The sequence below is a fragment of the Micromonospora sp. C28SCA-DRY-2 genome, from assembly GCF_030519475.1.
Taxonomy (GTDB): Bacteria; Actinomycetota; Actinomycetes; order Mycobacteriales; family Micromonosporaceae; genus Micromonospora.
Genome location: NZ_JAUMKD010000008.1, coordinates 273,500 through 293,996, shown reverse-complemented (window position 1 = coordinate 293,996; position 20,497 = coordinate 273,500). Strand labels below are relative to the sequence as shown.

Sequence of the window (20,497 nt, the reverse complement as noted above, 5' to 3'; positions counted from 1 at the left end):
GGTTCTCCAGCTTCGACTCCTGCAACGCGGTGGCGATGGCCACCACGGCGGCCCGCTCGTCCATGCCGGACTTCTTCGTCGCCGCGATGATCGCCTTCACGTTCGCGGTCTGCTCGTCGTTCAGCTCGATGCGCGACTGCTCGCCCTGCACACCATGCGGGATCAGCTTCGCCTTGTCCGGCTTGTCGGCCTGCACGGCCACGGCGACCGGCTTGACCGCCTGCACCGGGGCGGCGTCGGCGTGGGCGGTGGCGGGGCCGGCGAAGACGCCACCGGCGAACGCCAGACCAGCGATACCCAGAACGCTCTTACGCATGATCGTGTTCATCACAAAAGCTCCTTCGGGGGTCAACGCCACCAGCCCAAAAGGGGGGACGGGCACAGGGGCGCAAGCACCACCAGGGCGCTCAAAAGACTTGGGGGAAAGATCCGGCACACGCGGGGGCGGGGGATGCCCTGGTACCGGGATGCCCGGCCAGAGCCGCGGGGACGTGTCCTTCGCGGTGCCGGACTGTGTGTAACGACCGCCAGGCCACCATCATTCCGGGGCCCTCAACCCTCACCGGCGTGCGCCAGTGGGGACCGGTGCGGCGATCATCGTTCGGGGGGATGCAACGACCACCGGGCCGCCGTCATTCCGGGGCCATGATCCTCAACCGGCGGGTGCCGGCGGGACCGGTCCTGCGATCGTCAGGGAGATGTAACGACCGGCCGCCCGCGATCATTCCGCCAGGCCCGGGACCCTTTCGCCGGCCATGCCAGCGGCGAGCCCTTGCTCGATCGTCCGCAAGGTATAACGCCCCCGACCCGGGCCCGATTCCGCCACCCGGATGCCGCCGGTCACACCCACGAACCCGACAAACACCCCACACGGGCACGGCGGCCCATGTGCCGGCCGCAGCCGACGCATGATCGACTCCATACCGCCGATATGGGGCCATCCCGACCCGGCTGACACCGCCACATCAGCGAAACGGCGCACGCCCCCCAGTCGGATACCGTCACATCGGCGACACGGCGCAGGCCCCGGGTTGACACCGCCACATCGGCGAAACGGCGCGGGGTCCTCGCATGGGGGTGCCGGGGTGTGCGAGGGCTACTGTTCGCCGAGGTGGCGGTATCGCATCGGGCGGACCGCGGCCACCAGCCATCAACGGCGACATCGGAAGCACGAACGCGCCGCGGACCCGGCACAACGAGGGCTGGCGCCCGTCGGAGAGTTCCGACGGACGCCAGCCCCAGGTGCCTCCGGGCCCTGCCCGGTGCTGAATCCGTCAGCTCGCCCCCGTACCCACGCGGTTGCGGCGACGCCAGGCGAGCGTCATGAGCAGCAGCACCGCGCCGGCGCCGACCAGGCCGCCGCCGAGCTTCATCGGCGTACCGAGGCTGTCACCGGTGACGGGCAGCGGCTGCTGGTCACCGCGCCGGGGCAGCACCCGGACCTCGGTGGAGGCCGTGCGGCCGGACTCGTCGCCGGTCGCCGTGAAGGTCAACAGGCCGGTGATCGACGGCTTGTACGGCTTGGTGAACCGGCCCCGCGAGTTGGTGTACGCGTAGAAGGTCAGCGGTGCCGCGGCCTGGAAGGCCACCGGGGCCATCGCGACCGTGCTGCCGTCGCTGCGCCGCGCCTGGCCGGGGGCCGGGGCGGCGAGCGGGGCGACGCTGACCACGATGGTCACGCGCTCGTTGGGGCCGAAGTTCCGGCCGGTGAGGACGACGGTCTCACCGAGGGTGATGGTGGCACGGTTGACGGTCAGCGTCGCCACCTGCCCCGGTGGGTACGGCGGTGGTTGGGGCGTCTCCGTCAGCGTGGGCGCCGGCTGCGGCTGCGCCGCCCCCGCTGCGGTCGGCACGGCCACCACGGCCAGACCGACCGTGAGCGCCATGATGATGCGGGATAGCCGCATGATGGTTCCCTCCTACTGGTCACAGCTTGGTGCGGTAACAACTTGGGTGGTCCATGGGGTGGCGGTGGGCGTGAGCCACAGCTCGGCCGCTCCGGCGCCGGTCTTCGCCGTCAGCACCGAGACCTCCAAGGTGCGGGAGGCTCCCGGTGCGACGTCCACGTTGGCCGTCGCCACCTGTCGGCGCCGTTCGGTGCCGGAGCCGAGCGCCACCTCGGTCCCGTCGAGACGGGCGTCGAGCACCGATCCGCCGGCCGGGCTGTACACCGAGACGAAGGTCCGCACGGTGTACGGGTCGCCCGCCAGGCCGAGGCCGAGAACGGACTTGCTGAGGCCGGTCTTCGGCGCCGTCGAGCGCAGGGTGACCCGCAGCCGGAGCTGCCGGCGGCCGTCGGGTCGGCATTCGCCGACCGTCAGGTCCGCCGCCGGGCGCAGGTAGTAGCCGAGCTTCGCGCCGCTGCCGTCGTTGAGGAACACACCGACGGTCGGCACGGTGTCCTGCTCGGGGAGCGTTCCGGCCATCCGGCTGTCGCCGAACGTCCGCTGCTCCTCCGGGCGGGCACTCCAGAACAATATCCGGCGTTCCCGGACAGCACGGTCGAATACGGACAATAACACCTTCGGGTTGACATTCTTCTTGAAGAAGGTGTCGAAGACCGCGGCCGCCGCCGCGGTGAAGTACTCGTCCTGCTGCCGGGTGTCGAGTCGCTGGTAGCTGTCGCTGAGCAGGGTCCGCACCGCGGTCTCGCTGTCCAGCGGGGCGTGCCCGGGCACCAGCACCGGCCCGGTCGCCTTGAGCAGGTACGACAGCACCACGGGGTCGACCGCCAGCACGCCGTCGACGTTCATGCCGGTCTGCCGCCGGACCATCTGCCGGTAGAGGTTCGCGGCGGTCGGGAAGTGCGGGGTCAGGTTGACGTCCGCCGGGTAGATGCCGGGCAGGTCGCCCCAGAGCCGGCGCACCTCGGCGGGCACCGTGAACGGCTTGGTGAAGCGCCCCAACGCGGCACTGCTGCCCTGCCGGCCCATCCGCACCCGGCCGTCGTCGGCGTGCAGCACGGCGTACGCGCCGAACATCCCACCGGTGGCCCGCAGCTCCGCGTTGTTCTGCGAGACCAGCAGGTAGCGGCGCGGCCCGTCGACGCCGAGCAGCGGCGGCAGCAGTCGGGCGGCCTGGTCGGCCGCGGCGGTGAGGTCGGCCAGCCGGTCGATCTCGCCGCGCAGGTCGGTCAGCGCCTGGCGGACCTGGCTGACCAGGTCGTCGACGGGCACCTTGGCGAGGCTGGTCCGGGTCTCGCGAACCGTCCGGTGCACGGTGGACAGGTCGGTGGAGAGGGTGCGCAGCCGGGCCACGTCCAACCGCCCCTCGGTGGGCACGAGGCCGGCGAGGTCGGTGCGGAGCAGGCTCGGGAACGCCTGCCGGGCCAGGTCGTCGATCGCGATCGAGATCTGGCGTACGGCGGCCAGGTCGTCGCCCGCGAACGGCGCGCGCCGGCCGACCCACCAGCCGGGGTCGGCGGTCGCCGCCCGCGCGGCCCCGGACTGCTCCTGCAACGCGGCGAGGGTGCGCTGAGCCCGCGCGGTGTCCCCGCCGACGACCTGGGCGCTGAGCTCCCGGGCCAGCCCGGCGGCGTTGACCAGGTGGGCGCGGGCCTGCCAGCCCCGGAAGCCCACCCAGCCGGCGGAGACCAGCAGCAGCGAGCCGACCACCAGCGCGCTGAGCAGGGCCCGACGCAGCCGGGCGCGCCGGCGCCGCCGGGACCGACCGCGCCGGCGGCGCGGGCTTTCGCTCTCCGTCACACCGTTCTCCATTTCCGAAACCGGACAGAAGGGCACGTTTTCTCTGACGTTCTTAGCACGTAACGAGCCTTCTGGGTCGGAAATGACGGTCTGACCGGTATGCGAATATCGCTCGTCGGTCAGCGGGCGCCGGCGCGGGCCGCAACGACCTCGTGGAGCAGCCCCTCGATCCGGTCCACCCCGGCGCCCAGCGACATCTCCCGCAGGTACGCCTCCCGGCCCCGCCGGCCCATGTCGACCCGGGCGGGCGGCGGGATGGTGGCGGCCAGCCAGAACCGGTCCGCCAGCGCGGCCCAGTCCTCGGGCGGGCAGGAGAGCCCCGCCCGGGCCCGCTCGACCAGCTCGGCGGTGTCGCCGCCGGCGGACGCGACGACGGGCGCCGCGCAGGAGAAGGCCGCCTGGAGCTTGGCCGGCACCGTGCCGCGCAACTCGGGCAGGTCACGGAGCATGACCAGCTGGTAGTCGGCGGCGGCGTACAGGTCCGGCATGTCCAGTGGAGACCGGCGCTCGACGAAGCGCACGTTGTCCGCCCGCAGCTCGGCGGCGAGCCCCCGCACCCGCCGCTCCTGCGCGCCCGACCCCACCAGGACCAGGTCCATCGTGCCGTCCAGCGCGGCCGCCGCGCGGACCGCGGTCTCCAGGCCCTGCCGGTTGCCGATGGTCCCGGCGTGCATCACCACGCACCGGCCGTCCCGGCGGACCAGCCGCTGGGCGGCGGGGCTCGGGCGGGCCGGGTGGAAGATCCGCTCGTCGGTCCAGTTGAGCACCACCCGGACCCGGGCCGGATCCGCGCCGGCGGCCACCACCGTGTCCCGCAGCGACGGCGCGGCCACCGCTATCGCGTCGGCCGCCCGGTAGGTGCGGGCCATCGCCGCGCTGATCCGCGCCGTCCAGCCGCCGCCGTCGGCCGCGCCCGGTTCGTCCCGGGCGCACACGTCCGGCACGTGCAGGACGGTCGGCACCCGGCCGAGCAGCCGCAGCAGCCCGGCCGCGGCGAACGCGGTCGCCGGCGGCTGGTGGACGTATAGCGCGTCCACCTCGGCGAGGTAGCGGCGCCCGGCCAGCACCGCGCTGCCGGCGAAGGAGAGGTAGCCGGCCATCCGCGCCGCCACCGAGGCGTCCCCGCCCGCGTACCGGGGCACCCGCCGGACGGTCAGCCGCTCGCTGCGCGTCTCGTGCTGCCAGCGCTGGCGCCAGCCCGGATAGACGTGCCCGCCCGGGTAGTCCGGGAAGCCGGTGAGCACCCGTACCTCGTGCCCCCGGGCGGCGAGTTCCTCGGCCAGGCTGCCCGGGATGAAGGCCGGCTCCGGCGGGAAGTGGTACGACAGCAGGCCGATCCTCACCGGGTCACCTCCGTCCGGCGCGGACGGTCCGGCGCGGCAGCACCGGTCACCGGGGGGTGCCCCGCGTACGATGCCGACAACCCCTCCGCGGTCGGCCGTCCCCGGCCGGCCGCCGTCGCGGCGACCCGCGCCGCGACCGCGCCGACGAGAGGGGTCCAGATGACCGACCGGGTGCTGTTCGTCTGCCACGCCAACCTGTGCCGGTCGCCGATGGCCGAGTACCTGGCCCGGCGGCTGCTGGCCGATCGACCGGTCACCGTCTCCAGCGCCGGCACCGACGCCGTCGAGGGCCTGGCCATGCACCCGTACGCCGCCGAGGTGGCGGCCGAGACCGGCGCGGACCCGTCGGGGTTCCGCAGCCGGCTGCTGCGCCCGGAGCACCTCGAGGGCGCCACGTTGGTGCTCACCTCGACGCGGCGCCAGCGCTCGGTGTGCACCGCGATGGTGCCGGCGGTGCTGCACCGCACCTTCACCCTGCGCCAGTTCGGCCGGCTGGCCGCGGCGGCCGAGCCGCCGGAGGACCTGGCCGACGACTCGCTGCGGGCCGCCGTCGTGGCGGCCGCCCGGGCCAGGGGGCGGCTGCAACCCGCCGCCCCCGGCGCGGACGACCTGCTGGACCCGATCGGCGGCACCGCCACCGACTTCCGAGGCTGCGCGGAGGAGATCGAACGGTCGCTACGACCCCTCGCCGCGCTCATCGGGGCAGCCGGGTGAGTTCCTGCGTGCGGTCCGGGATCCCGGCGTCGGCGCGCTCGGCGTGCCGGCCGCTGGCGGCCCGGTCCGCCGGTACCGCCGTGCTGGCGGTCGAGGCGACCACCCGGTAGGCCTCGTACTGGTACGCCTCGGTCTTCGGGACCTTGGCCATGTTCAGCACGCAGCCGAGCAGGCGCACCGAGACCGAGTTCAGCGCGCGGGCGGCGGCGGCCACCTGGGTACGCGAGGTCCGGCCCTGCTGGGAGACGAGCAGCGCGCCGTCGGCCTGCACGGCCACCACCACGCCGTCGGTGACGGCCAGCAGCGGCGCGGTGTCGATGATGACGATGTCCGCCGACTCCCGCAGCGCCAGCAGCAGGTCCGCCATCGCCTTGGAGCCGAGCAGCTCGCTCGGGTTCGGCGGCGCCGAGCCGCTGGGCAGCACCAGCAGGGACTTGTCGCCCCAGCGCTGCACCACGTCCCCGACCTGCACGTCGCCGACCAGCACGTCGGTGAGGCCGACGCCGGCGTCCAGGCCGAGGTAGTCGTCGACCTTGGGCCGGCGCAGGTCGGCGTCGACCAGCAGCACCCGCCAGCCGGCCTCGGCCAGCGCGATGGCCAGGTTGCAGGAGAGGGTGGTCTTGCCCTCGCCCTGCAGCGCGCTGGTCACGGCGATCACCCGGGCGGGCTCGTGCACGTCGACGAAGCGCAGGTTGGTGCGCAGCTTGCGGACCGCCTCGGCCCGCGCCGAGTTCACCGCCTCGCCGACGATCAGCGGCTCCGACCTGGCGCTGCCCTCGAACGGGATCTCGCCGAGCAGCGGGCTGCCGGTGGTGCGTTGCAGGGTGGCCGCGTCGCGCAGCCGGACGTCGGCCAGGCCGCGCAGGATCGCCAGGCCCATCCCGCAGAGCAGGCCGAGCAGGCCGCCGATGGCGAAGTTGCGTACCGGCTGGGGCGAGACCGGGCTTGAGCTGACCCGCGGGCCGCTGACCACCTCGATCTTGATCGGGCCGGTCTGTCCGTTCGCCGGTGTCTCGACCTTCTGCACGAGTTCGACGAACTTCGCCGACAGCGTCTCGGTCACCCGCAGCGCGCGGGTCTGGTCGGTGTCGGTCACCGACGCCCGCAGCAGGACGGTGCCGGTCTCGGTGGAGGTGCTGACCCGGCGCTGGACCTCCTCGGCGGTCAGCCCGACCGAGTTCTCGGCCACCACGGCCTGCGCGAGCCGGTCGCTGGTCAGCAGCTCGGCGTACGACTTGACGCGCTGCTGCATGAGCAGGCCGCCCTGGTAGGCGTCCGTGACGCCCTGGCTCGGGGTGGTGACGAAGAAGGTCACCGAGGCGACGTACCGGGGCTCGGCCCGGACCGTGACGAAGGCGGTCACCCCGAGCGCCACCATGATCGTGAGCAGCACGATCCACCAGTGCTGGCGGACCAGGCGAAGCTGGCGGTACAGGTCCATCAGGCGCGCCTCCGTACCAAACCGGTAACGCCAAAGAACTTCACGAAAACCCCCAAGGTCGACTTAATCTCGGGACCATTAAAGCCGCTCATACGCCTTTATGTCCGGAGTTATCTGTTTTCGTCGACGCGAGAACGCGCGCCCGGAATTACCAACCCGAGAAGTGGTCGTTCGGCATCGCCCCGGAAGCAGAAAAAGCCCGCCCGGTGCGGGACGGGGACCGACCGGTGGGCGGCGGCGTCACCGGCGGCCGGGAGGGCCGGGAGCGGCTGGTGGGCGAACGCGGGGGTGTGGCGGATCGCCGCCCCGCCGCGGGCGGGACCCTCGCCCGACTCCCATGGCGGGCGCGGTCGGTGTCGTCGCCTGGGGGCGCCCGGGTCCGAGCCGGACCGGACGAGGAGCCGGGACGGCGAGCGCGTCGGTCACCGGCTCGGTGAAGTCGTCGGCCGGCACCGCCACCTCCTCGGCCAGGTCCTGCTCGTCGGCCCGCCCACCCGGCGGCGGCTCGGGAGCGGTGGCGCCGCCGGCGAACCCGTACTCGTTCGGCTCGTCGTGCTTGCTCATCTGGTCGTCCTCCCGGTTTCTCCGCTTTTCGCCTGCTACCGCTCACGGTAGGTGGTGATCCCTGTGCCCGCTGGGCGCCGGCGATAGTCACCCCGGCGGCGGATGACCGCGGACTGGCGCTGCCGTGGCCCGGCTCAACGCAGCTCGGCCACCGCCTCCAGGATCAGCCAGAGGCCGCAGATGGCGAAGAGCACAGCGGCGCCGTAGCGGATGGTCCGCTCCGGCAGCTTCCGGCCGAGCATCCGGCCGACCAGGATGGCCAGCGCGTCCGCCGCCACCATGCCCACTGTCGAGCCGAGCCAGGTGCCGAACCAGCCGTACTTGGTGGCCAGGGTGATGGTGGCCAGCATCGTCTTGTCGCCCAGCTCGGCCAGGAAGAACGCGACCGACACCGCGATGATGGCGGACTTGCTGGTCTTCTCCGCCTTGCGCCGCTCCTCCTCGGTGAGGGTGTCCCCGCGCAGGGTCCACGCCCCGAAGCCGAGGAACGCCAGACCCGCGATCAGCGAGATCCAGCCGGTCGGCAGGGCGGCGCCGAGGCCGTAACCGATCGCCACCGAGGCCAGGTGCACCACGGCGGTGGCCACGGTGATCCCGATCAGCACCGGCAGTGGCTTGAAGCGGGTGGCGAAGGTCAGCGCCATCAACTGGGACTTGTCGCCGAGTTCGGCGACGAAGATGACGCCGAAGCTGACCACCAGCGCGACGAGGAAACCCTCCATGACATCCTTCCGGTCCACGCCGGGAGGAGGTACGGGGCGACCTCGACCCGGCTGTACAGCCTGGGTCGAAGGTCTCGCCCGCCCCGCCGCCGGCGGGGCCGCGTGGCCGGATGCGGAACGCACCAGTATGTCGACCACGACATTGGGGGCTACTCCCCTTCGCGCCGGTCAGCCTAGCCGATCACCTCCGCGCGCGGCCCCCGGGGTGAACAGGCTCACCCGGTTCAGTCCGCCCGGGCCAGCGTGACCCCGAACAGGCCGTCCGGATCGGTCCAGAACTCCTCGACGGCGAACCCGGCAGCGGCCAGTTCCCCGGCGATCCCGGCCGGGCGGAACTTCGCGGAGACCTCGGTGCGCAACTCCTCGCCCGCGGCGAACCGGACGTCCAGGTCGAGCACCCGCACCCGCATCGGCCGGCGGGCCCGCAGCCGCATCTCGATCCACTCCCGCTCCGGATCCCAGCGGGCCACGTGGTCGAACGCCGCCGGGTCGAAGTCCGCGCCCAACTCCCGGTTGATGACCCGCAGCACGTTGCGGTTGAACTCGGCGGTCACCCCGGCCGCGTCGTCGTACGCCGGCACCACCACGGACGGGTCCTTGACCAGGTCGGTGCCGAGCAGCAGCCAGTCCCCCACCTCCAGGGCCGCCCGCATGTCGGCCAGGAACCGGGCCCGTTCGGCCGGCAGCAGGTTGCCGATGGTGCCGCCGAGGAAGACCACCAGCCGGCGTCCCCCCGTGGGCAGCCGGTCGAGGTGCCGGGTGAAGTCACCGACGATGCCGCGGACCCGCAGGCCCGGGTAGTCGGCGGCGATCTCGGCGGTGGACCGGCGCAGCGCGCTGACCGAGACGTCCAGCGGCACGAAGGTGCCGAGCCCGCCGTGCCGGGTGAAGGCGTCCAGCAGCAGCCGGGTCTTCTCGGACGAGCCGGAGCCGAGTTCGATCATCGTCTTCGCCGCGGTGAGCTCCGCGATCCGGTCGGCCCGCCCGGCCAGCACCGCCCGTTCCGCGCGGGTCGGGTAGTACTCCGGCAGCCGGGTGATCTCCTCGAACAGCTCGCTGCCCCGGGCGTCGTAGAACCACTTCGGTGGCAGCCACTTCGGATCGGCGCTCAGCCCGGTGCGGACGTCGTCGCGCAGGCCACGGTCGAGGTCCCCGGGTTCGAGGTGGATCTCCAACGGCTCGGTGCTCATCTGGGCTCCCTTCGTACGGGCGACAGGTGCTCTCCCCGGCCGGGCGGCGGTCACACCTGCCCGATGGCGCGCACCCGCACCTCGGTCGCGGTGCCGGACACCAGGTGCCCGTCGGGCACCTCCCGCCAGCCGGGTTCGTCGTCGTGCGGTTCGGACGCCAGCAGCACCGACCGCTGTGTGGTGCGGATCGACAGCGCGTGCCCGGCCGCGCTGGCGGCCACCGTCCGCCCGTCGGTGAGCAGCAGGTTGAGCCGGGAACCGGGAGCCGCGGCGGCGACCGCGGCGACCGTCTCGGCCACCGCCCGGGCCGGGTCCACCCCGGCGCGCAGCCGGTGCCGCACCAGCGCCCAGAGCAGCGCCGAGTCGGTGGCGGCGTCCAGGGTGAGCAGGTCACGTACCGGCAGCCCGGCGGCCAGCGGCACCATCGAGTCGGGCCAGCCGCGCACCACCCCGTTGTGGCTGAACAGCCAGCGCCCCTCGGCGAACGGCGCGGCGGCGTTGTCGAGCACCGCCATGCCGACCGTGGCCGAGCGCACCGCCGCCAGCACCGCGCCGGCCGAGGTGACCGCGGCGAGTTGGGCGATCGTCGGGTCGCTCCAGATCGGCTGGGCGCGCCGGTAGCGCACCGGGTCGCCGTCGCCGGGATACCAGCCGACGCCGAAGCCGTCGGCGTTGATCGTCCCGCCGCCGCGCATGTCGCGCGGCGCCCAGGACTGCCGCAGCAGCGAGTACGGCGGGTCGAACAGCAGCTCCCGCAGGGTGACCGGCGGCCCCAGGTAGGCCAGGTGGCGACACATCAGCCGGCACCGCCGCCCGCGCGCCGGGTGGCTGGCGCCGCTTGGCTGGTACGCGTCGCGGCTGCCGGGGTCACCCGTGCGCCTCCTCGGCGGTGGCGTCGCGGGCGCAGCGGAAGCCGCTGAAGATCTGCCGGCGGATCGGGTAGTCCCAGTTGCGGAAGGTGCCCCGGCAGGCGGCCCGGTCGGTGCCGAACGACCCGCCGCGCAGCACCCGGTAGTCGTCGCCGAAGAAGACCTCCGAGTACTCCCGGTAGGGGAAGGCGGTGAAGCCCGGGTGCCCGCGGAAGGTGGTCGAGGTCCACTCCCACACGTCGCCGATCAACTGGTGCACGCCGAGCGGCGAGGCGCCGTCCGGGTAGGCCCCGACCGGGGCCGGCCAGAGGTGCCGCTGGCCCAGGTTCGCGTGCGCGGCGGTGGGGTCGTCGTCACCCCACGGGTAGCGCCGGGAGCGGCCGGTGGCCGGGTCCCAGCGGGCCGCCTTCTCCCACTCCGCCTCGGTGGGCAGGCGCTTGCCCGCCCAGGTCGCGTACGCCTGCGCCTCGTGGAAGCAGACGTGCACCACCGGCTCGTCGTCGCGGACCGGGGTCCACCGGCCGAAGCGGCGGCAGGTCCAGCCGTCGCCGTCGCGCCGCCAGTGCATCGGCGCGGTCAACCCGGCCTCGGTGCGGTGCCGCCAGCCCTCCGGCGTCCACCAGCGCGGGTCGTGGTAGCCACCGTCGGCGATGAACGCGCGATAGGCGCCGTTGGTGACCGGCGCGGCGTCGATGACGTACGCGGGCAGCTCGACCCGGCGGGCCGGGCGCTCGTTGTCCAGCGCCCAGGGGTCGGTGTCGGTGCCCATGGTGAACGGCCCCGCCGGCACCAGCACCTCGGCGCCGACCCGGGCCCGCGGCTCGGGCGGCGGGGGCGCGTCCAGCACCGCCGGGCCGGCGCGCAGCTGGTGGGTGGCGAGCATCGTCTCGTCGTGCTGCTGCTCGTGCTGGACGATCATCCCGAAGGCGAACCCGTCGGCGACCAGCGGCCGGTCGGTGAACCGGATCCCGTCCAGCAGGTCGAAGACCTTGTCGCGGACGGTGCTGACGTAGGCGCGGGCCTCGGCCGGGGGCAGCAGCGGCAGGGCCGGGCGGTCCTTGCGGGGCTGCTTGAACGCGTCGTAGAGGTCGTCGATGTCGCGCCGGACCGGCTCGCGCCCGCCCACGTCGCGGACCAGCCAGAGTTCCTCCTGGTTGCCGACGTGGGCGAGGTCCCAGACCAGCGGGGACATCAGCGGCGAGTGCTGCCGCATCAGGTCGGCGTCGTCGACCACCTCGGTCAGCAGGGCCGTGCGGGCGCGGGTCCGTGCCAACTCCTCGGCGATCCGGCCGCGCAGCCGTTCCAAGCCGTCCCGCTCGGTCACTTCTCCGGTCACCGGTGTCCCCTCTCCGCGACGGCGCGCCGCCGCCGTACGCCTCGGTGGATCTCGTCGTGCAGCGCCGCCGGCAGGTCGAGCCGGGGCAGCGCCGCCAGGGCCAGGTCGAACAGGGTCGCCGCGGCGGCGGCCAGCGCCCGGTCGCGCAGGCCGAACCGGGCGGCGGCGTGCCAGCGGTGCGCCACCGGCGCGGCGACCGCCCGGGCCGCGTCGACGGTGTCGGGGCCGCTGAGCAGGGCGGCGAGCACCCCCAGCGGCAGCGTCCAGCCGCGGCCGGGCTGCGCGTCGAGGTAGCGCAGTTCCAGGTAGCCGCGCGGGCGCACCGGCGGGAAGAGCGTGCTGACGTGGTATTCCAGGTCGTCGGTGGTGGGCGGCCGGGGCAGCGCGCCGTCGATCCAGTCGGCGAAGGTGACCCCGGGTGGCGGGGTCCAGTCGGCGCCGGTGCCGCGCAGGCAGAGCAGCGGCGCCGCCAGCACGTACGCCGTCCAGGCCGGCACCGGGTCCAGGTCGGCGTGCCGCGGCGTCCAGACCGGCCGGGTGCGGGCCGGGTCGATGCTCAGCCAGGCGGCCATCCGGGCCGACGCCCAGCCGGTGGGCCGGCCGGCGTGCCGGTCGGCGGTGGCGAAGGCGGCCAGCAGCGGCGGACCGACCGCGTGCACCAGTGCCCAGCGGGCGGCGAGCCGCTCCGGCTCGCCCGCGTCGAGGCAGATCTGCAGGCCGGCGGTGCTGTACATCATCGTCCGGCCGGCCGGCCCGCGACGGTCGAAGACCTGCCGCATGGCCCGGTAGCGGGGCGTCTCGACGACCGGGCGCGGGAGCCGGTGGGGGTCGATGCCGCTTCGCCCGAGGGTCAGCCCGGCGCCGGCCAGCAGGCCGGTGAGCTGGGCGATGTCGGCCTCGGTGGCCTGGACCAACGCGGCGATCGAGGGCCGCGGCGCGGTGGAGACCTCCAGTTGCCCGCCCGGCTCCACGGTCACGGTGCTGCCGTGCCGGAGCTGCTCGGCGGGGCTGGCGGGATCGAGGGTGACGGGGCTGTGCCGCCCCAGTGCCGTCCGGAGCCGCTCGCCGCCGATCGGGCGGGCGGGATCGGCGGCGTCGTGCACGGTCCATTCCAGTTCGACGCCGGTGCGGGTGGGCGGGCCGGTCTTGAAGCAGATCCGGGCGAGGTGGCGGGCGGCCGCGCCCGACTCGCGCAGCACGGTGGACTGGTCCAGCTCCGGCGACGTCACCACGGGATTCCCCCTCTCCCTGCCGACCTTGGGCCACCGTAACCCGGCCCACCGACAACGACGCGGGCGTCCGCGGCGATCAGCCCCGGGTAGCGGCGCACGGCGCACGGGGACCCGGCCGTGCGAGCGGCCGGCGCCCAGGTGGGCCGGGCCGGCGGTGTCCAGGCAGCCGGCCGGGCGGTGCTGCGCTTTGAGCTGGGCGGACCGGCGCCCGTCCCGGCCGCCGGGGTGGGCGGGAGCGCCGGGCGTTCCCGTGGAACGGCGACTCGAGCGGGGCGAGAAGGGGCCGGCAACCCGCCGGGGCGGGCGCAGGGCCGGTGCTACCGGGGCGCGGCGCCTCGGAGCCGGACGAACGGGGGCCGGGTCAGCCCGCCCGGGGCAGGGGCGGGGTCGGTGTTACAGCGGCGCCTCGGAGCCGGACGGATCGGGCCGGTCAGCTGGCCCGGCGGGCGGGCGGCCTCGGGTTCCGGCCGGCCGGCGGAGCGTCCGGGTCCGCCGACGGAGCGTCCGGGTCGGCCGACGGGATGTCGCGGCCGGCGGCGGGCGCGGCGGGCGGATCGGCGGCGGGCCGGTTCGCCGGCTTGGCCTTCGAGGACTTCTCCGGCTTGGCGTTCTCGGACTTCGCCGGCCTGGCGCTCGCCGGCGTGGCCGGCTCGGCCGCGGGAGACCCGCCCGGCTCGACGGCGTCGGGCGCCAGGGCGTGGCAGTAGTCCTCGACCCGGTCCCGACCACCGGCGGCGGTGACCAGCCGGCCGAACGCCGGCGTGTCCAGCGCCTTCGCCCGCTGCGCCGGCGACTTCGCCAGGAACGCCCGGCACAGCCCGGCGAGCTGCTGCTCCCCGGCGGGCGACGAGGGCCCGCCGGCGGGTCCGCTGGTGGGTGCCGCCGGGTCGGGCGCCTCGGTGCCGCCGGGCGTGGCGGGTCCGCCGCCCCGCTCGCTGCTCGGGGCCGGCGCCGGGGTGGCCGGCGGGGCCGGGGGCACCGGATCGTCCGGGCGGTCCAGTGTGGCGGCGGCGAACGCCGCGCCGGCGGTCGCGGTGGCCGCGATGCCGGCGATCCAGGCCACGGCGCCGGCGGTGAACCCGCGACGGCGCGGGGCGCGCGCCGGCGCGGCGGCCGGACCGGCCGCGCGGGCGGCGCGGAAGGCGGCCAGCGCCGCTTCCTCACCGGCCAGCTCGCCGGGACGGGCCGGGGCGGCCGCCGCCGACAGCAGCCGGGCGAGCGGATCGGTCCCGGTGTCAGCGCCGGGACCGGCGGCGTCGAGCAGCCGGTCCGACTCGGTGCGGTCGGCGGGCCGACCGGACCGGCGCAGGCTCATCCTGAATCCCCTCACGTCAACCGTCCGCCGGCTCGGCGTGCGGCGTCTGCCGCCGCCCGGTACGGGCACGGGGCGGGGTGGTGCTCTCCGACGTGGCCGGCTGGTCGGCGGGGTCGTGGCGTTCCATCAACGCGGCGAGCCGCCGCAACCCGCGGTGCGCGGCGGTGCGCACCGCGCCGGGCCGCCGACCGAGCACCCGGCCGGCGGTCTCCGCGTCCAGCCCGATGACCGCCCGCAGCAGCACGGCTTCGGCCTCCCGGGGCGGCAGGGTGGAGATCAGTGCCAGCGCCGCCTCGGTGCCGATCGTCTCGCCGGCCCGTTCGGCGGTGTCGGCGTCGCCGGCGAGTTCGCTGAGCGCCTGCACGGGCACCGGCAGGGACGGTCGGCGGCGCTGCCGGCGCAGGTGGTCCATTGCCCGGTTGCGGGCGATGGTCACCGTCCAGGCACGGAACTCGCCGCCGGTGAAGCTGGGCAGGTCGCGGGAGATCTGCAGCCAGGTCTCCGAGGCCACGTCCTCGGCGTCCGCGCCGACCAGGGCGGTGAGGTAGCGCAGCAGGCCCGGCTGGAGGCTGCGGTAGAGGTAGCGGAACGCGTCCTCGTCGCCGGCCTGGGCGGCGACGACCGCCTCGGTCAGTTCACCGGACATGGGTCCGCCGGCTCTGGGGCAGGGTGCGGCGGCGCACGCCGGACGTGGCGTGCGCGACGCCAGCCCGGTCCGGCAGCCGGACCTGATCCCGCACCCTCAGCCCCCCGCTGACCTGTTCGCACCCCCGACCGCCGTGGCTCGGACGGTATGTCTGGACACTCGCCACGGCGCGGGCCGGCGGCGTGGGGCCGCGGCGGGGCCGTGGGGCGGGCCCGAGTTCGGCTAACGCTAGGAGCCGGTGGCCGATCCGACAAGTCGGTGACCGTGGGGAAAAGAGTGAGATTTATCTGGCCGAACGGACGGCGAGTCGCCGTAACACCATCCGCGCACGGGACGCTGCGGCGTCACGAATGGGACGACCAACGCGGTCTTTCCGGCCATTCGCCCAGCCCAGCGCGGACCCGAGCGGATCACGTCACGCATCGTCCCGGCCCGGTCACAGCGTATCGGAGGAGATCGAGGTTCCGCTGCCCCGCCCGCCCCGGCCCGCCGCCGGGGACGCCCCGGTCGCGGCGCGTGCTTTCCGGCACCGCTGGGTACGGTAATGCCTGTGTTGTCATCGGAGGTCGTGCTCAGCGGTCGCTACCGCTTGGACGAACGTGTCGCCACCGGCGGCATGGGCGACGTCTGGCGTGCCTCGGACCTGGTCCTCGGCCGTTCGGTCGCGGTGAAGGTGCTGCTGCCGGCGCTGGTCTCCGATCCCGACTTCATCGCCCGCTTCCGCGCCGAGGCACGGATCATGGCCGCGCTGCGGCACAAGGGCATCGTGCAGGTCTTCGACTGCGGTGAGGACGAGCTGCCCGACGGCTCCCGGGCCGACTACCTGGTCATGGAGTTCGTCACCGGCGAGCCGCTGTCGAAGCGGATCGAGGCGCTCGGCCGGTTGGACGTGGCCGAGACGATGTCGATCGTGGCCCAGGTCGCCCAGGCGCTGCACGCGGCGCACACCGGCGGCATCGTGCACCGCGACGTCAAGCCGAGCAACCTGCTGGTGCAGGAGGACGGCTCGGTCGTGCTGGTCGACTTCGGGGTCGCCCGGTCGACCAACGTCACCAGCATCACCAGCACCAACGCGGTGCCCGGCACCGCCCTCTACATGGCCCCCGAGCAGGCCGCCGGCCGGCCGGTCTCCGGCGCCACCGACATCTACGCCCTGGGCGCGGTGGCGTACTGCTGCCTGACCGGCAGCCCGCCGTTCACCGGCGACAACCCGCTCCAGGTGGCCGTCCGGCACCTCGACGACGAGCCGCCGGAGCTGCCGCACGACATCCCGGAGGCGGTCCGCGCCCTGGTCGGGCGCGCCCTGGCCAAGGATCCGGCCGACCGGTTCAGCAGCGGCGCGGCGATGGCCGCGGCGGCCCGGGCCGCGGTCTCCGACCCGTCCGCCCCGACCGCCATGGTGCCGGCGGCGGCGGGCGGGCTGCGCAACGCCGGGCCGGACACCCGCACCGACGTGCCGGCGGCGGTCGGCACGCCGGGCGGGCGGCGGCGCGGCACCCTGGTCGGCGCGGGCGCGGCGGTGCTGGTCGCGCTCGCCGCGCTCGGCGCGGCGCTGGGCGCGGCCCGCGAGGCCAACGCGCCGGCGGTGGAGATGCCGACCAGCGTGCCGGCGACCGCGCCGAGCGGCCAGGCGGAGCAGCCGGTGTCGGACGGCGAGAGTTCGGTCAACCCGGGAAACCGGCCGTTCCGCCCGGCCGGCTCCACCGGCAGCCCGTCGGCCTCGGTCAGCCCGACCCCGAGCGCGCAGCCCAGCGAGACCACCAGCCCTAATCCGGTGCCGAGTGAGACCGCCACGACGCCGGACGATCCCCCGACGTCGTCGTCGGCACCCCCGCCCGCGTCGGACCCGCCCGTCACGCCGTCGACGGAGGCGGGTGGCGGCGGTTCGGCGCAGTGAGCACGGGCCGCCGGGCACTGCCGTCCCACTGACCCCGTTGTTCCCAAAACGGACTCATGATGGCAAGGACGGCGCTATGGTCGGGGGCAGGCGGGGCTTCGGCGCGTACCCCAGGAGGGCAGCCGCGCCGCGGCACCGGTTGACCCGGCACCGCTGGCCGGTCCCACCGCCCTGACGGGCGGCGGGACCGGCCGGCGGGTGTCACCCGGGCGCGGTCACTGGTCGCCGAGGGCCTCCACCACCGGCCGGGACAGTGCCCGGCGGGCCGGCAGCACCGAGGCGCCCAGCGCCGCCAGCACCGCGACGCCCAGGATGAGCCCGAGCTGTCCCAGCGGCAGCACCACGTGGAAGTCCCCGCCGATCCGGCCGAGCAGGGCCATCGCGGCGGCGCTGACGCCGGTGCCCAGACCCACCCCGAGCACCGCGCCGACCAGCGCCATCAGCACCGCCTCGACGGCCAGCATGGCGCGCATCCGGCCCCGGGTCAGCCCGACGGCCCGCAGCACCGCGTTCTCCCGGGTGCGCTCCACCACCGACAGGCTCAGCGTGTTGGCCACCCCGACCAGCGCGATCACCACGGCCAGGCCGAGCAGTGCGGTGACGAACGCCAGCAGCATGTCCACCGTGCTGGTCAGCATCTGCTTGTACGCCCCCTGGTCCATCAGGTTGACCGTCGGGTAGCGGGCCAGGACCGCCTCCACGGCGGCGCGGGCCGAGCCGGCGGAGACCCCGTCGGCCGGGTCGATCTCGGCCAGGAAGCCGCGCCGGTCCGGGAAGAGCGCGGTGAAGTCGTCGTCCGCCACCTCGATCACGTGACCGGGCGGTACCGAGCTGCCCGCCGGCCCCGGCCCGTCGTCGGTGACCACGGCGGCGACCCGCAGCGCCCGGTCCCGCACGGTGACCGTCGAGCCCGCCGTCCAGCCCCGCGCCCGCGCCAGTTCCCGGTGCACCAGCGCCGTGCCGGGGCCGAACCGGTCGAGGTCGCCGGCGACCACTCCGGTCAGCGTCCGGGCGACCAGCGCCGGGTGGGCGGCCCGGATCTCCATTCCGGCGCTGACCGCGCTGCGCTGCTCGTGCACCACGCCCAGCTCGGGGCGGGCGCGCAGCTCGCCGGCGAGGGTCGCCGGCAGGTCGCCGCCGATCCCGGTGACCACGAGGTCCACCCCGATCTCGGCGTCCACGCTGCGCTCGATGCCGTCCTTGGTGCTGCGGGCACCCACCACGAAGGCGGAGACCAGCCCGATCCCGATCACCAGCGCGGTGGCGGTGGCGGCGATCCGGCGGGGATTGCGCACCGCGTTGGCCACGGCCAGGCCGGCGGTCGCCCCGAACAGCCGGCAGGCCGGCCAGCCGAACAGCCGCACCAGCGCCGGCACCAGCACCGGCCCGAACAGCACGATGCCGAAGAAGGCCAGCACCCCGCCGGCCGCGACCAGCACCACCTGGACGGCGAACGCGGCGCCGACCAGCGCGGCGATCCCGGCCGCGAAGACGACCGCGCCGACGGCCAGCCGGAACCGGCCGGCATCCCGGGTGGGCTGCACCGCCGCGTCGGTGAGCGCGGCGACCGGGGCGACCCGGGTGCCCCGCCAGGCCGGCAGGAGGGCCGCGCCGACCGTGATCGCGGTGCCCAGCACCAGACTGAGCAGCACCGTCGGTGCGGTGACGGTGAGCCCGCCGGAGGCCGGCGCGTCGAGGCGGGACATCAGCTCGCCCAGGCCGGCGGCCAGGCCGACGCCGATCAGCACGCCGGCCGCCGAGGCGGCCAGCCCGACCACCGCCGCCTCCAGCAGCGCGGCGCGGAACAGCTGGCCGCGGGTCGCGCCGACCAGCCGCAGCAGCGCGGTCCGCCGGGTCCGCTGGGCCAGCACGATGGCGAACGTGTTGGCGATGACGAACCCGGCCACCACCACCGCGACCGCGGCGAAGGTGAGCAGCACCATGTTGAACTGCTCCAGGCTGCGGACCGCCTCGTCGACCGCGTCGTCGAGGATCTGCTGGCGGGTCTTCACGCTCGGCCCGGCGCCGGCCGCCGCGGCGACCCGGTCGACCAGCTCCGCCTCGGACACACCCGGCCGGGCGGCCACCATGATCCGGCCGTAGCCGCGCTCCCCGGTGACCGCGAGGGCGTCGGAGCCGACCAGGCCGATGAACGGGCCGCCGACGTCGCGCGCGGTGTCGGCCACGTCGACCGTGCCCACCAGGGTGTACGGCCGGGCCGCTCCCCCGGCCCCGCCGACGCGGACCGGGGCGCCGAGGGTGAAGCCCTCGGCGGCGACCGTCGGGGCGTCCAGCACCACCTCGCCGGGACGGTCCGGCAGCCGCCCGGCGACCACGTCGTACGAGCGCAGGGCCGGCTCGACCGGGATGGCGGCGAGCACGGCGTAGCCGAGCACCGGCCGGCCGTCGGTGCCGAGCACGCCGCCGGAGCCGGTCAGCTCGCCGGCCGCGGCGGCCACCCCGTCGACCGCGCGCACCCGGTCGACCAGGGCCGGCGGCAGCGCCTCGGACTCGGCGTAGACCCCGAGGTCGGTGTGCCGGTCGAAGGTGCCGGCCCGCTCGTACGCGCCGGCCCGCATGCCGTCCACGAAGATCAGCGTGCCGGCGACGAACGCCACGCCGAGCACGATGGCCAGCGCGGAGAGCAGCAGGCGCAGCGCCTCGGCGCGCAGTGAGCGCAGGGTCAGCCGGATCACCGGGCCACCGCCTCGCGGGTGGCCGGGCCGGCCGGGTCGAGCCCGGCGAGCGCGTCCAGGACCCGCTCGGCGGTGGGCGCGGTGAGGTCGCGCACCAGCCGGCCGTCGGCGAGGAAGACCACCCGGTCGGCGTGCGCGGCGGCCCCCGGGTCGTGGGTCACCATGACGACGGTCTGCCCGAGGGTGTCGACCGCCTCGCGGAGCAGCCGCAGCACCTCCGCGCCGGCCCGGGAGTCCAGGTTGCCGGTGGGCTCGTCGGCGAAGACCACCCACGGCTTGGTGATCAGGGCCCGGGCCACCGCCACCCGCTGCTGCTGGCCGCCGGAGAGCTCCGCCGGCCGGTGCCGCAGCCGGTCGGTTAGCCCCACCGCGGCCACCACCTGGCGCAGCCAGCCGGGGTCGGGGCGGCGGCCGGCGATGGCCAGCGGCAGCACGATGTTCTCCTCGGCGCTCAGCGCGGGCAGCAGGTTGAACTTCTGGAACACGAAGCCGACCCGGTCGCGGCGCAGCAGGGTGAGCCGGCGGTCGTCCAGTCGGCCAAGGTCGGCGTCGCCGATGCGCACCGCGCCGGCGGTGGGCCGGTCCAGGCCGGCCAGGCAGTGCATGAGGGTGGACTTGCCGGAGCCGGACGGGCCCATGATGGCGGTGAACCGGCCGGCGGCGAAGTCGACGTCGACGCCGTCGAGGGCGACGACGGCGGCCTGGCCGCTGCCGTACCGCTTGGACAGGCCGCGGGCGGTGACCGCGACGCCGGCGGCGGCGTGCGCGGGAGGTGCGACGGACACGTGGGACTCCCCGTGGAGATCGTTTGGTGGGACGTCTCCGACG

At 75.2% G+C, this 20,497-nt stretch carries 16 protein-coding genes and 1 pseudogene; 2 read left to right on the top strand and 15 right to left on the bottom strand.

Annotation, left to right across the window (positions count from 1 at the left end; translation table 11 throughout):
• The 4 genes and pseudogenes from Q3W71_RS27275 to Q3W71_RS27260 form a co-directional block, all read right to left on the bottom strand.
• Nucleotides 1-328 (bottom strand): annotated as a pseudogene (locus tag Q3W71_RS27275) (hypothetical protein); the annotation flags it as partial.
• A gap of 946 nt (nucleotides 329-1,274) precedes the next feature.
• A complete protein-coding gene (locus tag Q3W71_RS27270) occupies nucleotides 1,275-1,907 on the bottom strand; it encodes a hypothetical protein (RefSeq protein WP_302922330.1) in 633 nt (210 codons plus the stop codon).
• 12 nt (nucleotides 1,908-1,919) lie between these two features.
• Nucleotides 1,920-3,704 carry a DUF4012 domain-containing protein gene (locus Q3W71_RS27265; RefSeq protein ID WP_302922329.1) on the bottom strand — a complete coding sequence of 595 codons (1,785 nt, stop codon included), beginning with the start codon at nucleotides 3,702-3,704 and terminating at the stop codon, nucleotides 1,920-1,922.
• A 119-nt stretch (nucleotides 3,705-3,823) separates the two neighbouring features.
• Complete coding sequence (locus Q3W71_RS27260) at nucleotides 3,824-5,047, bottom strand: glycosyltransferase family 4 protein (protein ID WP_302922328.1); 1,224 nt, start codon at nucleotides 5,045-5,047, stop codon at nucleotides 3,824-3,826.
• A gap of 159 nt (nucleotides 5,048-5,206) precedes the next feature.
• Between Q3W71_RS27260 and Q3W71_RS27255 the strand changes: the two genes are divergently transcribed.
• A complete protein-coding gene (locus Q3W71_RS27255; protein ID WP_302922327.1) occupies nucleotides 5,207-5,761 on the top strand; it encodes a low molecular weight phosphatase family protein in 555 nt (184 codons plus the stop codon).
• On the opposite strand, the gene Q3W71_RS27250 is transcribed toward Q3W71_RS27255, so the two are convergent.
• The 9 genes from Q3W71_RS27250 to Q3W71_RS27210 form a co-directional block, all read right to left on the bottom strand.
• The gene (locus Q3W71_RS27250; protein ID WP_302922326.1) at nucleotides 5,742-7,202 is read right to left on the bottom strand and encodes a polysaccharide biosynthesis tyrosine autokinase; all 1,461 of its coding nucleotides are present in this window, start codon (nucleotides 7,200-7,202) and stop codon (nucleotides 5,742-5,744) included. The two genes, Q3W71_RS27255 and Q3W71_RS27250, sit on opposite strands and share 20 nt — an antisense overlap.
• Nucleotides 7,203-7,442: 240 nt before the next feature.
• Nucleotides 7,443-7,766, bottom strand: coding sequence for a hypothetical protein (locus tag Q3W71_RS27245; protein ID WP_302922344.1), 324 nt, complete (start codon nucleotides 7,764-7,766; stop codon nucleotides 7,443-7,445).
• Nucleotides 7,767-7,900: 134 nt separating this feature from the next.
• Nucleotides 7,901-8,488 carry a TMEM165/GDT1 family protein gene (locus tag Q3W71_RS27240; RefSeq protein ID WP_302922343.1) on the bottom strand — a complete coding sequence of 196 codons (588 nt, stop codon included), beginning with the start codon at nucleotides 8,486-8,488 and terminating at the stop codon, nucleotides 7,901-7,903.
• Between the two features lie 224 nt (nucleotides 8,489-8,712).
• Nucleotides 8,713-9,678, bottom strand: a complete 966-nt coding sequence (gene egtD, locus Q3W71_RS27235; RefSeq protein WP_302922325.1) for an L-histidine N(alpha)-methyltransferase — start codon at nucleotides 9,676-9,678, stop codon at nucleotides 8,713-8,715.
• A gap of 50 nt (nucleotides 9,679-9,728) precedes the next feature.
• The gene (gene egtC / locus Q3W71_RS27230) at nucleotides 9,729-10,475 is read right to left on the bottom strand and encodes an ergothioneine biosynthesis protein EgtC (RefSeq protein ID WP_302922324.1); all 747 of its coding nucleotides are present in this window, start codon (nucleotides 10,473-10,475) and stop codon (nucleotides 9,729-9,731) included.
• Between the two features lie 70 nt (nucleotides 10,476-10,545).
• A complete protein-coding gene (egtB, locus tag Q3W71_RS27225) occupies nucleotides 10,546-11,883 on the bottom strand; it encodes an ergothioneine biosynthesis protein EgtB (RefSeq protein WP_302922323.1) in 1,338 nt (445 codons plus the stop codon).
• Nucleotides 11,880-13,115: an ergothioneine biosynthesis glutamate--cysteine ligase EgtA gene (gene egtA / locus Q3W71_RS27220; protein ID WP_302922322.1), complete on the bottom strand. Its 1,236-nt coding sequence runs from the start codon at nucleotides 13,113-13,115 to the stop codon at nucleotides 11,880-11,882. The genes egtB and egtA overlap by 4 nt, the downstream gene beginning before the upstream one ends.
• Before the next feature lie 430 nt (nucleotides 13,116-13,545).
• The gene (locus Q3W71_RS27215; RefSeq protein WP_302922321.1) at nucleotides 13,546-14,430 is read right to left on the bottom strand and encodes a hypothetical protein; all 885 of its coding nucleotides are present in this window, start codon (nucleotides 14,428-14,430) and stop codon (nucleotides 13,546-13,548) included.
• A 16-nt stretch (nucleotides 14,431-14,446) separates the two neighbouring features.
• Nucleotides 14,447-15,076, bottom strand: coding sequence for an RNA polymerase sigma factor (locus Q3W71_RS27210; RefSeq protein WP_302922320.1), 630 nt, complete (start codon nucleotides 15,074-15,076; stop codon nucleotides 14,447-14,449).
• A 544-nt stretch (nucleotides 15,077-15,620) separates the two neighbouring features.
• Here Q3W71_RS27210 and Q3W71_RS27205 point away from each other — a divergent pair.
• Nucleotides 15,621-16,973, top strand: a complete 1,353-nt coding sequence (locus Q3W71_RS27205; protein ID WP_302922319.1) for a serine/threonine-protein kinase — start codon at nucleotides 15,621-15,623, stop codon at nucleotides 16,971-16,973.
• A gap of 215 nt (nucleotides 16,974-17,188) precedes the next feature.
• Here the strand turns inward: Q3W71_RS27205 and Q3W71_RS27200 are convergent, their stop codons facing one another.
• Together Q3W71_RS27200 and Q3W71_RS27195 are read right to left on the bottom strand one after the other, a co-directional pair.
• Nucleotides 17,189-19,669 carry an ABC transporter permease gene (locus tag Q3W71_RS27200; protein ID WP_302922318.1) on the bottom strand — a complete coding sequence of 827 codons (2,481 nt, stop codon included), beginning with the start codon at nucleotides 19,667-19,669 and terminating at the stop codon, nucleotides 17,189-17,191.
• Nucleotides 19,666-20,454: an ABC transporter ATP-binding protein gene (locus Q3W71_RS27195; RefSeq protein ID WP_302922317.1), complete on the bottom strand. Its 789-nt coding sequence runs from the start codon at nucleotides 20,452-20,454 to the stop codon at nucleotides 19,666-19,668. Before Q3W71_RS27195 ends, Q3W71_RS27200 begins: the two co-directional genes overlap by 4 nt.
• Nucleotides 20,455-20,497 lie beyond the last annotated feature (43 nt).